Consider the following 15,275-nt stretch of genomic DNA (forward strand, 5'->3'; position numbering starts at 1 on the left):
GGAGATCAGTCGAGGACGAGGTTCGACGCCGCCTCCGGCAGGTCCTCGCCGAAGGCGCGCTGGTAGAACTCGGCGACCAGCGGGCGCTCGAGGTCGTCGCACTTGTTGAGGAAGGTCAGGCGGAAGGCGAAGCCGATGTCGCCGAAGATCTCGGCGTTCTCGGCCCAGGTGATCACCGTGCGCGGGCTCATCACGGTCGAGAGGTCGCCGTTGACGAAGGCCGAGCGCGTGAGGTCGGCGACGCGCACCATCTTGGAGACCTGCGCGCGCCCTTCCCGGGTCTGGAAGTGCTTCGCCTTCGCCTGGACGATGCCGACCTCGTTGTCGTGCGGCAGGTAGTTCAACGTGGTGACGATCGACCAGCGGTCCATCTGCGCCTGGTTGATCTGCTGCGTGCCGTGATAGAGGCCCGTCGTGTCGCCGAGGCCCACCGTGTTGGCGGTGGCGAAGAGGCGGAAGGCCGGGTGTGGGCGGATGACGCGCGCCTGGTCGAGGAGCGTCAGACGGCCCGACGATTCGAGGACACGCTGGATCACGAACATCACGTCCGGCCGGCCCGCGTCGTACTCGTCGAAGACCAGCGCCACGTTGTTCTGGTAGGCCCAGGGCAGGACGCCGTCGCGGAACTCGGTGACCTGCATGCCCTCGCGCACCGTGATCGCGTCCTTGCCAACGAGGTCGATACGGCTGACGTGGCTGTCGAGGTTGATGCGCACGCAGGGCCAGTTGAGGCGGGCGGCGACCTGCTCGATATGGGTCGACTTGCCGGTGCCGTGGTAGCCCGACACCATGACGCGGCGGTTCTTGGCAAAGCCGGCGAGGATCGCGAGCGTCGTCTGCCGGTCGAACAGGTAGTCCGGGTCGATCTCGGGAACGTGCGGGTCGGCCTTCGAGAAGGCCGGAACCTTCAGGTCGCTGTCGAAACCGAAGGTTTCGCGGACGGAGACCATGGCGTCGGGCAGGTTCGCCACTTCCAGTTCCGCTGCACTCATCATACCTCCAGGGGCGCTGCCGCCGTTCGGCAGGCCTTACATCTCGCGGGTCGCCTCGTGCGGCCGCGCGTCTCGAACAGGGCTGGAATCAGGGATTAACAGAAGCCCGACGCCTTCAAAAGCTTGTAGGCCTGGATGACCTCGCGAAGACGGTCCTCCGAGCCGCGGTCGCCGCCGTTGGCGTCCGGATGGTACTGCTTGACGAGCGCCTTGTACTGCACGCGGATCGCCTCGCCGCCGGCGCTCTCGGGCAGGCCGAGCGTCGTCAGCGCCTTGACCTCGAGGGTGCGCGCCTTGCGGCGCGGCGCGGCCACCGTGGCCTCGCCCTCGCCGAACAGGTTGAAGCTATCGCGCGGGCGTCCGCCGTTGAAGCGGCGCGGGCGCCCGCTCGGCTTGGTCGAGGGCGTCGGCGAGACCTTCGCCGCCCCGCCCGAATTGTTGGAGCCCATCGTCCAGGTCGGGCGGTGGCCGGTCAGCGAGTCCTTCAGGTACTTCTGGATGTCGTCGTCGCCGAGCCCGGAGAAGTAGTTGTAGGACTTGTTGTACTGGCGCACGTGGTCGACGCAGAAGTGGAGGTACTGGCCCTCGTGGTCGCGCCCGCGCGGCGCCTTGTGGGAGCCCGGCTCCTCGCAGCCCTCCCACATGCAGACGGGCGCACGCTCGGGTTCGGGCCCGGACCGGGCCGGGCGGACCCGGATCTTGTCGAAGTATTTGGAGTCGAGCTTCATCAGACCGCGATTATGGGGACCTGCCCCCGTGCGAACAAGAATTGACAGAACGGAAAACCCGCCCAAAACGGAGAGCCGGCGACAGGCCCGCCGGGCGGCGGGGCAACGGCGATCACAGACGGACGGGGCGACATGATGACCAAGGCGGCCGAGATCGAGGCGAAGCTGACGCGGGGCTTGAGCCCAGAGCGCCTGGAGGTGGTCAACGAGAGCCATCTCCATGCCGGACACCACCATGCCGGCAGCGACCACCACGGCGGCTTCGACGGCACTGGCGAGACGCATTTCCGCGTCCGGCTGGTGGCGGAAGCCTTTGCCGGCAAGAGCCGGCTGGAGCGCCACCGCGCGGTGAACGCGCTGCTGGCCGAGGAACTGGCGACCGGCGTCCACGCGCTGGCGATCGAGGCCGCGGCGCCCGGCGAGCCGACGCGGTTCTGACACCCGTGCGCCGCCGGGTCCGCCGCCGCGCCAGGGCGCGGATCGCCGTCGGCCTCCTCTTCGCCTCGCTCCTGTCCTTTGCGGCGGGGCTGACGGACGCCGTCGGATTTCTTCTGGCCGGCGACTTCGTCTCCTTCATGAGCGGCAATACGACGCGCTTCGGCATTGCGGTCGGCACCGGCGATCTCGCCCGCGCCGGACACCTTCTCGCGCTTCTGGCGGCCTTCGTCGCCGGCAACGCGCTCGGCGTCCTCGTGATGCGCGCCGCGCGCGGCTCGCAGCCGGTGCTTCTGATGACCGTCGCTGCGATGACGGCGCTCAGTGCCGCGCTCGGGTCCGGCGGCCCGGCGATCGTGCTCTTGGTGCTGGCGATGGGCGCGATCAACGTCGCGCTGGAGGAGGTCGGCGGTCAGTCGCTGGGGCTCACCTACGTCACGGGCGCGCTGTCGCGCTTCGGCCGGGGGCTGGCGCGCCGGCTGCTTGGGCACGCCTCGCCGGGCTGGTGGGTGCAGGTCGTGCCATGGCTGGGGATGGCGGCGGGCGCGGCATTCGGCGGGGCGGCCGAGGCCGCGTTCGGCCATGCGGCGATCCTCGCCTCGACGCTCGCCTGCGCGGGGCTCGCCGTCCTCGCACTCTGCATCCCGCGTCGCTGGCGCCGCACGTATCTGGCGCGACGGCCGTTCCGCCGAACGGCACCGGCCGGGGCCTGACGCGCCGTCAGCCCGAAAGTTCTGCCGTCAGGAAGTCCCGCACCGCGTCCGGCGCGACGTCGCGCGCGACGAAGGCCCGGCCGATGCCGCGCGTCAGGATGAAGGTGAGGGCGCCGCGCGAGACCTTCTTGTCCTGCGCGATCTTGTCCATCAGCGCGTCCACCGTGAAGCCGTCGCCGGGAATCTCCTGAATGCGGGTCGGCAGGCCGGCGGCCTTGAGATGCGCTTCCGCGCGGCCGGCGTCCTGGCCGGGGCAGAGGCCGAGCCGGACCGAAAACCGATGCGCCAGCGCCATGCCGATCGCGACGCCCTCGCCGTGGACGAGGCGCGCGGGGTCGTAGCGCACGGCCGACTCCAGCGCGTGGCCGAACGTGTGGCCGAGGTTGAGAAGCGCGCGGTCGCCGTCCTCGCGCTCGTCGCCCGCGACCACCGCCGCCTTGGCGCGGCAGCTCGTCGCCACCGCCTCGACGCGCGCCGCACCGCCCGCGAAGATCGCAGCGCGGTTGGCTTCGAGCCATTCGAAAACGTCCGGTCGGTCGATCAGGCCGTATTTCACGACCTCGGCGTAGCCGGCGCGGAACTCGCGCTCCGACAGCGTGTCGAGGACGTCGGTGTCGGCGAGCACCAGCGCCGGCTGGTGGAAGACGCCGACGAGGTTCTTGCCGCGAGGGCTGTTGATGCCGGTCTTGCCGCCGACGGAACTGTCGACCTGCGCGAGCAGCGAGGTCGGGACCTGGACGAGGTGCATGCCGCGCCGCGCGATGCCGGCGGCAAAGCCCGAGAGGTCGCCGATCACGCCGCCGCCGAGCGCCACCACCGCGTCGCCCCGCTCCAGCCGCTCTTCGAGGATGCGGTCGACGACGGCGATCAGGTGGTCGAAGGACTTCGTGGTCTCGCCGGGCGGCAGCGTCAGGAGCGCGGCGTCGATGCCGGCGCCCTGCAGCGCGGCGAGAAGCCGGTCGGCGTGGAGCGCGGCCACCGTCTCGTCGGAGACGACCAGCGCGCGGGCGCGGGGCAGGGCGGCCGCGATGTGCCGGCCGGCCGACGCCACGAGCCCCGGCCCGATCAGGATGTCGTAGCTGCGCGGTCCCAGCTCGACGCGCACGCGGACGGGCTCTGGCGTCTCGGTCATGGATCAGGCCTTGAAATGGGGATGGCGTTCCAGCTGGTCGAGGATCTCGCGCGCCACCGCCTCGCGCTTCACGTTGCGCGTCGGCACGTGGAGGTCGGCCAGGGCATAGACGGGATAGCGCTGGTCCATCAGCGCCTTCAGCGTCGCGCGCGGATCGGGCGTCTGGAGAAGCGGGCGCGTCGGCTTCTTGGTCACGCGCTCCATGAGGACGTCGAGCTCGGCCTTCAGCCACACGGTGACCGAGCGCTCGGACAGAAGCTTGCGCGTGCCCTCGTTCATGTAGGCGCCGCCCCCGGTGGCGATGACACGCGGGCCCTCGTCGAGGAGGCGGGCCACGACGCGCGCCTCGAGCGCCCGGAACTCCGGCTCGCCATAGGCGGCGAAGAGTTCGGCGATCGTCATGCGCGAGGCGTCCTCGATCTCGTGGTCGGTGTCGACGAACGGCAGGTCGAGCATCTGCGCGAGCTTGCGACCCACCGTGGTCTTGCCCGCCCCCATCAGCCCGACGAGCACCACGGGGCGCCGGATGACGCCGGAGGCCTGGCGGGAGGGAAGGGGCGCAGCCCCGGCGGTCTCGATCATCGGTTCAGGTGGCGCGGGAAAGGGTCGGGATCAGTTTCGCGTGAGACCAGAAAAGCCCCATGGCGTCAAGCGAACGGGATCGGGCGGCCCCGCCTCGGACTTGCCGTCTTCGCCCGTCACGGGAGGCACCTTGGCCCTGTCGCTTCGCCGGCGCAGCCTCTAGTGTCCGCCCCGCCCCGTCGTTTCGAAAGCCCTGCCGCCAGATGCCCACCCTGACGCGCCTTCTGACCCTCCTCGCGCTCCTCGTCGGCGCGGTCTATGCGGCGATGGCGGCGCTGGTGGCCTTCGTGGAGCCGGTGCCGGTGCCGGTCACGGTGAAGGTGCCGATCCCCGCGCTGCAGCCGGCGCCCGTCGTGCCCAACACGCAGACGGGGGTGGCCAAGTGACCCACGACGCCGCCCATCTCGACGCGTTCCTGGAGATGATGGCGGTGGAGCGCGGGGCGTCGCAGAACACGCTCGACGCCTATCGCCGGGACCTCGACCATGCCCGCGCGGCGCTGAAGGCGGAGGGCGTCGCTTTGAGCGAGGCGACGACCGAGGCCGTGCGCGCCTACATGGCCGGGCTCGACGCGGGCGGCTTCGCCGCCTCCTCGCGCCAGCGGCGCCTGTCCTCGCTGCGCCAGTTCTTCAAGTTCCTTTATGCCGAGGGCCGCCGCGCCGACGATCCGACGTCGCCGATCGAGGGGTCGCGCAAGGAGAAGTCGATCCCGAAGATCCTGTCGGAAGACGAGGTCGACCGGCTGATCGGCGAGGCGGAGGCGCAGGCCGGCAACCCGGAGCTTCGCGGGACGGCGCTCGCCAGGGCCCGCCGGATGCACGCGCTGGTCGAGATCCTCTACGCCACCGGGCTTCGCGTCTCGGAACTCGTGTCGCTGCCGCGCTCGGTGCTGCGCTCGCGCGCCAGCCTCATCGTCGTGCGTGGCAAGGGCAACAAGGAGCGGCTCGTGCCGATCGGTGAGCGGGCGCGCGACGCGATGGACGCCTTCGCCGCCTCGCTCAAGGATCTCCCGGGCGCCGGCGAGGCGTGGCTGTTTCCGGCGCTGTCGGAGAGCGGGCACATGACGCGCCAGGCCTTCGCGCGCGATCTGAAGGATCTTTCGATCCACGCCGGCATCAAGCCGTCCCGCGTCAGCCCGCATGTCCTGCGCCACGCCTTCGCCAGCCATCTCCTGCAGAACGGCGCCGACCTTCGCGTCGTGCAGGAGCTTCTCGGCCACGCCGATATCGGCACCACGCAGATCTACACCCATGTGATGGAGGAGCGCCTGATGCGCCTCGTCACCGACCACCACCCGCTGTCGGAGCTCTCGGGGGACTGAAACGCCCCGCTTTCTTGACATTCCCATGTCGGATCGCCAGTTTGCGCGCCGACGCGAACCCCATGGTTCGGCGCGCGGCCGAGCCAGCCGGCCGGCCCCTCGGCCGGCAGGCTCCGGAAACCGCCGCCCGAACCCCGACAGGACGGCGCAAGGCCCGGCTGGATGCACAATTATCTCGACTTCGAAAAGCCCGTCGCCGATCTCGACAGCCAGATCATCGAACTCAAGAAGATCGGCGATACCGAGGGGCGGATCGACGTCTCGGAGGATATCCAGCGTCTCGAGACGCGCTCGGGCGAAGCGCTGGCCGATCTCTACCGCAAGCTGACGCCCTGGCAGAAGACGCAGGTCGCCCGCCATCCCGACCGGCCCCACTGCACCGACTATCTCGCCCAGCTCGTGACTGAGTTCACGCCGCTGGCCGGCGACCGCTACTTCGCCGAGGACCACGCGATCATCGCCGGCTTCGGGCGGCTGAAGGGGCGGCCGGTCGCGGTGATCGGGCAGGAGAAGGGCTCCGACACCCAGACCCGCCTCAAGCACAATTTCGGCATGGCCCGGCCCGAGGGCTACCGCAAGGCCGTGCGCATCATGGAGATGGCCGAGCGCTTCGGCCTGCCGGTGGTGACGCTTGTCGACACGGCCGGCGCCTATCCCGGCATCGGGGCGGAGGAGCGTGGTCAGGCCGAGGCCATCGCCCGCTCCACGCAGGTCTGCCTCGGCCTGTCGGTGCCGCTGGTCTCCCTGATCATCGGCGAGGGCGGCTCGGGCGGCGCGATCGCGATCGCAGCGGCCAACCGCGTCCTGATGATGGAGCACGCGATCTATTCGGTGATCTCGCCGGAGGCCGGCGCCTCGATCCTGTGGCGCGACTCCAGCCGCGCCAAGGACGTCGCGCAGGCGATGAAGATCACGGCGCAGGACTTGAAAGGCTTCGGCGTCATCGACGAGATCGTGTCGGAGCCGACGGGCGGCGCCCATCGCTCGCGCGAGCGCGCGATCGAGACGGCCGGCGCGCGCATCGAGGCGGCGCTCAATGAGCTGTCCGCCCTGTCCGGCGACGAGCTGAAGCGCCAGCGCCGCGAGAAGTTCCTGGCCATCGGCCGCGAGCTGAAGGTCTGATCCGGGGCGGTCGTCAGCCGTCACGCGATCGTTGCCTTCAAACGGTCTTCGATCGGGGCTAGAAGGCCCGTCGCGGGGCGCCGGAGGGGGGCTTCGCATGAGGGAAAGAATTTTCGGACATTTCCCGCCCGGTCGTTAAGCTTCCGGTAACCGTCCCGGTCCGAAAAGAGGGCAGCGTCCCGAGCCGCGCGATGCGCGCGGCCGGAACGGGGATCGGTTCGAGGGCGCGGGGGGAACAGCCACCGCTCGCCCGCATCGTGGGGATCGGGAATGACGGCACGACGTCTTGGGGCGATGGCGTTTCTGGCGCTCGGTCTCATGGCCCTGTCCGGCTGCCAGCAGGACGACGTGTTCGCCGATCTCGTCGGCCCCAACGCGCCGCTGCCGCCCGCGCTCGTCAAGGTCATCAAGTCCAAGGAGATGGGCGAGAACTCGCCCATTCTCGTGCGCCTCTACAAGGAAGAGTCCGAGCTCGAGGTCTGGAAGCAGAAGACCGACGGCACGTTCGCGCTCCTCAAGACCTATCCGATCTGCGCCTGGTCGGGCCAACTCGGCCCCAAGCGGAAAGAGGGCGACCGGCAGGCGCCGGAAGGCTTCTACCACCTGACGCCGGGCCTGATGAACCCGAACTCGAACTACCATCTCGCCTTCGACATGGGCTATCCCAACGCCTACGACCGGGCCAACGAGGCCTCCGGCAACCACCTGATGATCCACGGCTCGTGCAACTCGTCGGGTTGCTACGCCATGGACAACTGGCAGATGGAAGAGCTTTACGCGCTCGCCAACCATGCCTTCCAGGGTGGCCAGAAGTCGATCCAGATCCAGGCGCTGCCCTTCCGGATGACGCCGGAGAACATGGCGCGCCACCAGAACTCGCCGCATGTCGCCTTCTGGAAGATGCTGAAGGAAGGCACCGACCGCTTCGACCTCACCCACAAGCCGGTGGCGGTCGCGGTCTGCGAGAAGCGCTACGTCTTCGACGAGACCCTCACGGACGGCCGCACGCTCGACGCCAACGGCGAGTGCCCGGCGGTCGAGACGCCGGCCGACCTCCTCGCCAAGCGCATGGCCGACGAGGAGATGCAGAAGAAGATCGCCGCCACCATGGCGCCGGAGGATTTCGCGATCACCACAGCCTCGACCTACAAGACCGGCACGCCGATCTCCGCCGAGGCCTACGCCGCCGAGCAGCACCGCCGGCAGGGCTTCGACCGCGACGGCAAGCCGATCCAGACCGCGCGCTCCTCGATGTTCAAGAACCTCCTGCAGAAGAAGCCGGCGCTGCCGGGCGGGAGCGACTGAGCGGGAGTCCGTAGGGGGCCCCTCGACAAGCACTTCAGATCCGCCAGAACATTTTGGCCGGGGCCACTCTCAGCTGGGACTCGACCTCGTGCCTTTGTAGCCCTCTGCATATGTCGGGCCATGTCGATCGAAAGGCACGATCGGGACCCGGGACGTGAAGGTATGGGGTGGCATGGTCGAGGATGATTATTGTCGTGCGTTCGCCGATGCCCTGATCGGCGATGAGCCTTTTCGCCATTGGGTTATCACGCAAACCAAGTTTTATGGGCGGAGACGCTCCACACTGCTATTCAATGAGCAGGCGGTACGGCCGGCCAAGGACTGGTGGCGCCACTGGTGGGTGAAGCTTCCAGATGGCAGCGAGTCGGAGACTGACATCTTTCTGGTCTTTTGCGACCAAGCTGATGGCACCCGTTTTGCGTTGCATGTCGAGTGCAAGCTGGGTGGAGGAAAGTTCACACCCAACCAAGCCGCGCAGTATGCAATGCGAGGCGCTTTTATGAAGCAGAACAGGTGGGTGCCGTACAACGATTTCGATACGGTGCTCCTCGCTCCGAAGGACTTCATCCAACGCTTCGCGCGAGACGCTGAGACCTTTGGATCGACGCTCACGTTTGAAGACACCGCCCGGTGGCTCCACAAATTCGGATAATGCCAAGTCTTTGAAGTAGCGTTGAGCTCGTTGCCTTCTCGCACGAAAAAGGCCGGCTCGAAGGCCGGCCTTTTCGTCCTGTCAGGCGATCTGCTCGTAGGCGCCGTGGCAGTGCTTGAACTTCTTGCCGGAGCCGCAGGGGCAGGGCTCGTTGCGGGAGACCTCGCCCCAGGTCTCCGGGCGCTCGGGATCGCGCTGCAGGCGGTCGGCCCCCGGCGGGTTGAAGTCGGCGGTGAGGCGCGCGGCGCCGCGGCCGAACTCGTCCTCGCCGGTGGTCGCGTCGATATGGTGCGCTTCCATGTCGGGCAGGACGGGCGCGTCGGTCTCGGGGCGCACGAGCTCGACGCGCATCAGCTGCTGCGTCACGCGCTCGCGCAGCTGGTCCAGCATCACCTGGAAGAGCTCGAAGGCTTCCGACTTGTACTCGTTCAACGGGTCGCGCTGCGCATAGCCGCGGAAGCCGACCGCCGAGCGCAGATGGTCGAGGTTGACGAGGTGCTCGCGCCACAGGGCGTCGATCGTCTGGAGAACGACCGAGCGCTCGATGTAGCGCATGATGTCGCCGCCGAACCGCTCCTCGCGGTCGGCGGCCGCCTTGTCGACGGCTTCGAAGATGCGCCGCTTGACGTCCTGGTCGTCGATCCCTTCCTCGTCCGCCCAGGCGGCGATGGGCAGGTCGAGGTTCAGGAACTCGCGGATCTCCTCCGTCAGCTCCGCCGTCTCCCACTGCTCCGGATACGCATTCTCGGGCATGCGCTTGGCCACCAGCGTGTCGATCAGCTCATGGCGCATGTCGGTGACGGTCTCGTGGAGCGAACCGGCGTCCATCAGTTCGAGCCGCTGCTCGAAGATGACCTTGCGCTGGTCGTTCATCACGTCGTCGTACTTCAGAAGGTTCTTGCGGATGTCGAAGTTGCGCGCCTCGACCTTCATCTGCGCCTTTTCCAGCGCCTTGTTGATCCAGGGGTGGACGATCGCCTCGTCCTCCTTCAGGCCGAGGCGCGTCAGCATCGTGTCCATGCGCTCGGACCCGAAGATGCGCATCAGGTCGTCCTGGAGCGACAGGTAGAACTTCGAGCGGCCGGGATCGCCCTGGCGGCCCGAGCGGCCGCGCAGCTGGTTGTCGATACGGCGCGATTCGTGGCGTTCGGTGGCGAGCACGTAGAGGCCGCCGGCGGCGAGCGCCTCGCCCTTGAGGCGCTGGATGTCGGCCTTGAGCGCCGTGATCGCGGCCTCGCGCTCGGGGCCCTCCGGCACCTCGGCGAGCTCCCGCTCGATGCGCATGTCGAGGTTGCCGCCGAGCTGGATGTCGGTGCCGCGGCCGGCCATGTTGGTCGCGATCGTCACGGCGCCGGGCACGCCCGCCTGCGCGACGATATAGGCTTCCTGCTCGTGGTAGCGCGCGTTCAGCACCTGGAAGTCGCGCATGCCCTCGCCGCGCAGCCGCTCGGCCAGCATCTCGGACTTCTCGATCGAGGTCGTGCCGACGAGGATCGGCTGACGCCGCTCGGCCGCCGCCTTGATCTCCTTGGCGATGGCGCGGAACTTCTCCTCCGCCGTCCGGTAGACCTCGTCGTCCTCGTCGATGCGCACGACCGGCAGGTTGGTCGGGATCTCGATGACGTCGAGGCCGTAGATGTCGGCGAACTCGGCCGCTTCCGTCGCCGCCGTGCCGGTCATGCCGGCGAGGCGGTCGTACATGCGGAAGTAGTTCTGGAAGGTGATCGAGGCGAGCGTCTGGTTCTCGGGCTGGACCGTGACGCCTTCCTTGGCTTCCAGCGCCTGGTGCAGGCCTTCCGAGAAGCGGCGGCCGGGCATCATGCGGCCGGTGAACTCGTCGATGATGACGATCTCGTCGCCGCGGACGATGTAGTCCTTGTCGCGCTGGAAGAGCTTGCGGGCCTTCAGCGCATTGTTGACATGGTGGACGATCGTGACGTTCTCGATGTCGTAGAGCGAGGGGCCGTGGAGATGGCCGGCCGCCTCCAGCATGCGCTCCAGCTTCTCGGTGCCGTCCTCGGTGAAGGACACCTGGCGCTGCTTCTCGTCGACCTCGTAGTCCTCAGGGCTCAGCTGCGGAATGAAGCCGTCGATCGTCCGGTAGAGGTCGGAGCGGTCGTCGAGGGGGCCCGAGATGATGAGCGGCGTGCGCGCCTCGTCGATGAGGATCGAGTCCACCTCGTCGACCAGCGCATAGAAGTGCCCGCGCTGGACCATCTGGCCGCGCTCGTACTTCATGTTGTCGCGCAGGTAGTCGAAGCCGAGTTCGTTGTTCGTCGCGTAGGTGATGTCGCAGGCATAGGCCGCGCGGCGCTCGTCGTCGTTCATGCCGTGCACGATGACGCCGACCGACAGGCCGAGGAAATTGTAGACGCGGCCCATCTGGCCAGAGTCGCGCGTCGCCAGGTAGTCGTTCACGGTGACGACGTGGACGCCCTTGCCCTCCAGCGCCTTCAGATAGACCGGCAGGGTGCCGACCAGGGTCTTGCCCTCGCCGGTGCGCATCTCGGCGATGGCGCCGCCCGCCAGCACCATGCCGCCGATCATCTGTACGTCGAAATGGCGCAGGCCGAGCGCGCGCTTCGACGCCTCACGGACCGTCGCGAAGGCGGGCACCAGAAGATCGTCGGTGGACTTGCCGGCGGCGATCTGGGCGCGGAACTCGTCGGTCCGGGCGCGAAGCTGGTCGTCGGACAGCTGGGAGAGCTCGGCCTCCAGCGCGTTGATCGACTGGACCGTGGGCTCGAACTTGCGGACGCGGCGCGAGTTGGAGGACCCCAGCAGCTTGCGGGCCAGACCGCCGAAACTCACCATCCGAAACGTCCTTCCAGGAAACAAGATTGTCGCGGGCGCGAGCCGCCACGCGGGGGTCCGCCGCCGGGGATCGTCGCCGATCCGCAAGCCCGCGCTCCGGGACGCGGCGGCTGGACTTTCAGAACGTGGGAGAGATAAGAGGGCCCCCGGAGGAAGTCAACGCCGGCCCCAGCGCGGGCGTGCGGCCCTCAAAACACCGCAAAGTCGGCTCTTTGCCAGTCCTGGAGCCGCCTCGCGCCCTTGCCCTGCCGGGCGACGACGCCCGGCGCTCCGCCCTTGTTTCGTCGTCGTCGGGAAGGCTTCCGCTTCATGCTCACTTCGCTCCGCTCGCGGCTCGCCGCCTCCGGCCTGATCCTGGCCGCGCTTGCCGTCGGCGCCCATGCCCAGGATGCGCCGACGCCCGCCCCGGCCGCGCCCGCCGCCGCCGCGCCGGCTCCGGCCCCGGTGCCGCCGGAGACGGTGCTCGTGACGGTCGGCAATGCCAAGATCACGCAGGCCGACCTCGAGGCCGCCAGCGCCGATCTCGGGGCACAGTTCGCCCAGCTTCCGCCCGAGCAGCGCCGTCTCGCGACGCTGGCCGCCCTCGTCGACATCAAGGCGCTGGCCCAGAAGGCCGAGGCCGAGAAGCTCGGCGACGACGCCGAGACGGCGCGCCGCATCGCCTTCCTGCGCGAGCGGGCGCTGCACAACGCCTATTTCGAGAAGCACGGCATCTCCGCCATCACCGACGCCGAGGTGCGCGCGCGCTACGACAAGGAAGTCGCCGCGATCAAGCCGGTCGAGGAGGTGCACGCCAAGCACATCCTTGTTCCCACCAAGGAAGAGGCCGAGGCCGCGATCAAGGAACTCGACGCCGGCAAGGACTTCGATGCGCTCGCCGCCGAGAAGTCGACCGGCCCGACCGGCCCGCAGGGCGGCGATCTCGGCTTCTTCGGTCCCGGCCAGATGGTGCCGGCCTTCGAGACGGCGGCCTACGCACTGCAGCCCGGCACCTACACCAAGGAGTCGGTGCAGACCCAGTTCGGCTGGCACGTCATCAAGGTGATCGAGAAGCGCCCGCAGCAGCCGCCCGCCTTCGAGCAGGTGGCCGACCAGGTGCGACAGGTCGTGATGCGCGAGAAGTATGTCGAGCTCGTCCAGGCCGCCCGCGCCGACGAGGCCGTGACCTACGACGACCCGGCCCTGAAGTCGCAGATGGACACGATGGAAAAGGCCATGTCGGGTGCCGCCGAGGATCCGGAAGCCGCGGCCGACGAAGCCGAGACGGACGCCGCGCCGGCCCCGGCCCCGGCCCCGGCACAGTAACCGGTCGCTCGAGAAGCGAGCCGTCGAAAAGGGGCGCCGGAGCCGATCCGGCGCCCCTTTTTCGTGCCCCCGTCCGGCCGCGCCGCGCAAATGTCGCTTGCCGCTCACCCGCGGCTTGGGGCACAGGGAGGCCGACCGCTCCAGTTCCCCCGGCCCAAGGGTTGCGCCATGTCCCATCCCGTTTCCCCGCTCGCCCCCCGCTCCGTGCCGGACATGCCCGCCGTCGCCGGCGTGTCGATCGCGACGGGCGCCGCCGGCATCAAGTACAAGGGCCGCACCGACGTCCTTACCATGACCTTCGCCGAAGGGACGGCGGTGGCGGGGGTGCTCACCACCTCGCGCTGTCCCTCGGCCCCGGTGGACCATTGCCGCGCTAGCCTGAAGGGTGGGCGGGCCCGCGCGCTCGTCGTCAATTCCGGCAACGCCAACGCCTTCACCGGCCGCAAGGGTGCCGCCACCACGGATGCGACCGCACGGGCCGCCGCCGAGGCGGTCGGCTGCTCGCCCTCGGAAGTGTTCCTCGCGTCCACCGGCGTGATCGGCGAGCCGCTCGACGCCGCCAAGATCACGCCGCTTCTCGCCGGCCTCTTTTCGCAAGGGGAGGGTGCACGCTGGCGCGAGGCCGCCGACGCGATCATGACCACCGACACCTATGCCAAGGTCGCGACGCGCACCGTCGCGCTCGGCGAGGCGACGGTGTGCCTCAACGGCATCGCCAAGGGCGCCGGGATGATCGCGCCCGACATGGCGACGATGCTGTCGTTCCTCGCCACCGACGCGGCTATCGCGCCGGACGTCCTCCAGGTGCTGCTGGCAGACGCGGTCGGCCCGACCTTCAACTCGGTGACGGTCGACAGCGACACCTCGACCTCCGACACGCTGCTCCTCTTTGCGACGGGCGCCGCCGGCAACGCGGAGGTCGCCGATGCCGGCGACGCGCGGCTCGGGCCCTTCCGCGAGGCGCTGGCCGCCGTCCTTCTCGATCTCGCACGCCAGGTCGCGCGCGACGGCGAGGGCGCGCGCAAGGAGATCATCGTGACGGTGGAGGGCGCCGTCGACGATCGCTCCGCCAAGCGCATCGCGCTCTCGATCGCCAATTCGCCGCTGGTGAAGACCGCGGTCGCGGGCGAGGACGCCAACTGGGGCCGCGTGGTGATGGCGGTCGGCAAGGCGGGCGAGCCGGCCGAGCGCGATCGCCTCGCGATCTCGTTCGGCGACGTGCGCGTGGCGGTCGACGGCGAGCGCGACCCGGCCTATTCGGAGGCGGAAGCTTCGGCCGCGATGAAACGGGACGAGATCCGGATTGGCGTCCAGCTCGGCCTCGGGACCGGGCGCTGGACGGTCTACACCTGCGACCTCACGAAGGAATACGTCGCGATCAATGGCGACTACCGGAGCTGAGCGCGTGCCGCGGCTGACAGTGGTGCGCCGGCTGGAGGCGGCGGGCTTCCGCGCCTGGCCCGCCAGTTCGACCTTCTACGACGGCACCTGGGCGGTGCGGCTGACGACGAGCTTCCCGGCCAAGCGGCTGAACTCTGTGAACCCGCTCGACCCCGCCGACGACGCCGAGATCGAGGCGCGCATCGAGCGGGCCGAGGCGCGGTTCGCCGCGGTCGGCCGGCCGCTGGTGTTCCGGCAGTCGCCGCTCGCCCCGCCGCGCCTCATCCGCCATCTCGACGAGGCCGGCTGGTCGAGTTTTGGCGAATCGATCGTCTACACCGCCGATCTCGCCAGCCTCGACCTTGCCGAGGCGATCGACCGGATCCCGCTGCAGGACGCGCGGCGCTACCTCGAGGCCTCGCTCACCGTCCATCGCCGGCCGCCGGCGCTGCGCGAGGGGCTGGAGGCGGTGCTCGCCTCGATCCGCCCGCCCGCGGCCTATTTCGTGCGCGAGAACGACGGAGGCCGGCCGATCGCCGTGGCGCTCGCGATCTCCGACAACGACCTCGCAGGCATTCTCGACGTCGCGGTCGACAGCGGCTACCGCCGCCAGGGCATCGGCATCGATCTCGTGGCGACCGCGCTGCGCCACACCGCCCACAAGGGCGCGCGCACCGGGTGGCTGCAGGTCGAGGCCGAGAACGCCGCCGGCCGCGCCCTCTATGCCCGCCTCGGCTTCACGGAAGCCTATCGCTACGTCTACCGCGCCCCGCCGGGCATCATCGTCTGACGGG

The 15,275-nt window shown here is 69.3% G+C and carries 15 protein-coding genes; 10 read left to right on the plus strand and 5 right to left on the minus strand.

The features are described 5' to 3' along the window. Positions 1 to 5: 5 nt before the first annotated feature. Both cobS and ASF65_RS17635 read right to left on the minus strand, forming a co-directional pair. Positions 6 to 992, minus strand: coding sequence for a cobaltochelatase subunit CobS (gene cobS, locus ASF65_RS17630; RefSeq protein WP_055892343.1), 987 nt, complete (start codon positions 990 to 992; stop codon positions 6 to 8). A 95-nt stretch (positions 993 to 1,087) separates the two neighbouring features. Beyond that, the gene (locus ASF65_RS17635; RefSeq protein ID WP_055892091.1) at positions 1,088 to 1,720 is read right to left on the minus strand and encodes a DnaJ domain-containing protein; all 633 of its coding nucleotides are present in this window, start codon (positions 1,718 to 1,720) and stop codon (positions 1,088 to 1,090) included. Between the two features lie 135 nt (positions 1,721 to 1,855). On the opposite strand from ASF65_RS17635, the gene ASF65_RS17640 reads away from it, so the two are divergent. Beyond that, positions 1,856 to 2,158 carry a BolA family protein gene (locus tag ASF65_RS17640; protein ID WP_055892346.1) on the plus strand — a complete coding sequence of 101 codons (303 nt, stop codon included), beginning with the start codon at positions 1,856 to 1,858 and terminating at the stop codon, positions 2,156 to 2,158. Between the two features lie 5 nt (positions 2,159 to 2,163). Further along, positions 2,164 to 2,868, plus strand: coding sequence for a YoaK family protein (locus ASF65_RS17645; protein ID WP_055892094.1), 705 nt, complete (start codon positions 2,164 to 2,166; stop codon positions 2,866 to 2,868). Positions 2,869 to 2,875: 7 nt separating this feature from the next. On the opposite strand, the gene aroB is transcribed toward ASF65_RS17645, so the two are convergent. Together aroB and ASF65_RS17655 are read right to left on the minus strand one after the other, a co-directional pair. Continuing rightward, complete coding sequence (gene aroB, locus ASF65_RS17650) at positions 2,876 to 4,000, minus strand: 3-dehydroquinate synthase (RefSeq protein ID WP_055892098.1); 1,125 nt, start codon at positions 3,998 to 4,000, stop codon at positions 2,876 to 2,878. Between the two features lie 3 nt (positions 4,001 to 4,003). Further along, positions 4,004 to 4,582 (minus strand): shikimate kinase, encoded by a 579-nt coding sequence (locus tag ASF65_RS17655; protein WP_055892100.1) that lies wholly within the window; start codon positions 4,580 to 4,582, stop codon positions 4,004 to 4,006. Positions 4,583 to 4,785: 203 nt separating this feature from the next. Here ASF65_RS17655 and ASF65_RS22170 point away from each other — a divergent pair, with 203 nt between their 5' ends. From ASF65_RS22170 to ASF65_RS17680, 5 genes are all read left to right on the plus strand, one after another. Then, positions 4,786 to 4,968: a hypothetical protein gene (locus ASF65_RS22170; protein ID WP_055892104.1), complete on the plus strand. Its 183-nt coding sequence runs from the start codon at positions 4,786 to 4,788 to the stop codon at positions 4,966 to 4,968. Further along, entirely contained in the window at positions 4,965 to 5,903 is a 939-nt protein-coding gene (locus ASF65_RS17665; RefSeq protein WP_280137647.1) for a site-specific tyrosine recombinase XerD, read from the plus strand. The genes ASF65_RS22170 and ASF65_RS17665 overlap by 4 nt, the downstream gene beginning before the upstream one ends. Positions 5,904 to 6,065: 162 nt before the next feature. Next, complete coding sequence (locus ASF65_RS17670) at positions 6,066 to 7,025, plus strand: acetyl-CoA carboxylase carboxyltransferase subunit alpha (RefSeq protein WP_055892106.1); 960 nt, start codon at positions 6,066 to 6,068, stop codon at positions 7,023 to 7,025. A 270-nt stretch (positions 7,026 to 7,295) separates the two neighbouring features. Further along, positions 7,296 to 8,330, plus strand: coding sequence for a murein L,D-transpeptidase family protein (locus ASF65_RS17675; protein ID WP_156369372.1), 1,035 nt, complete (start codon positions 7,296 to 7,298; stop codon positions 8,328 to 8,330). A gap of 172 nt (positions 8,331 to 8,502) precedes the next feature. Continuing rightward, positions 8,503 to 8,982, plus strand: coding sequence for a hypothetical protein (locus ASF65_RS17680; protein ID WP_055892112.1), 480 nt, complete (start codon positions 8,503 to 8,505; stop codon positions 8,980 to 8,982). Positions 8,983 to 9,063: 81 nt separating this feature from the next. On the opposite strand, the gene secA is transcribed toward ASF65_RS17680, so the two are convergent. Beyond that, positions 9,064 to 11,796: a preprotein translocase subunit SecA gene (secA, locus tag ASF65_RS17685; protein ID WP_055892115.1), complete on the minus strand. Its 2,733-nt coding sequence runs from the start codon at positions 11,794 to 11,796 to the stop codon at positions 9,064 to 9,066. 309 nt (positions 11,797 to 12,105) lie between these two features. On the opposite strand from secA, the gene ASF65_RS17690 reads away from it, so the two are divergent. The 3 genes from ASF65_RS17690 (at position 12,106) to ASF65_RS17700 (ending at position 15,271) form a co-directional block, all read left to right on the plus strand. Further along, complete coding sequence (locus ASF65_RS17690; RefSeq protein WP_055892118.1) at positions 12,106 to 13,101, plus strand: peptidylprolyl isomerase; 996 nt, start codon at positions 12,106 to 12,108, stop codon at positions 13,099 to 13,101. A 168-nt stretch (positions 13,102 to 13,269) separates the two neighbouring features. Beyond that, positions 13,270 to 14,502: a bifunctional glutamate N-acetyltransferase/amino-acid acetyltransferase ArgJ gene (argJ, locus tag ASF65_RS17695; RefSeq protein WP_055892121.1), complete on the plus strand. Its 1,233-nt coding sequence runs from the start codon at positions 13,270 to 13,272 to the stop codon at positions 14,500 to 14,502. After that, on the plus strand, positions 14,483 to 15,271 hold the full coding sequence (locus tag ASF65_RS17700; RefSeq protein ID WP_055892123.1) for a GNAT family N-acetyltransferase: 789 nt from the start codon (positions 14,483 to 14,485) through the stop codon (positions 15,269 to 15,271). The genes argJ and ASF65_RS17700 overlap by 20 nt, the downstream gene beginning before the upstream one ends. The last annotated feature ends 4 nt before the right edge of the window (positions 15,272 to 15,275 follow it).

Origin of the sequence: Aureimonas sp. Leaf324 (genome assembly GCF_001423245.1) — a bacterium.
Lineage (GTDB): Bacteria > Pseudomonadota > Alphaproteobacteria > Rhizobiales > Rhizobiaceae > Aureimonas.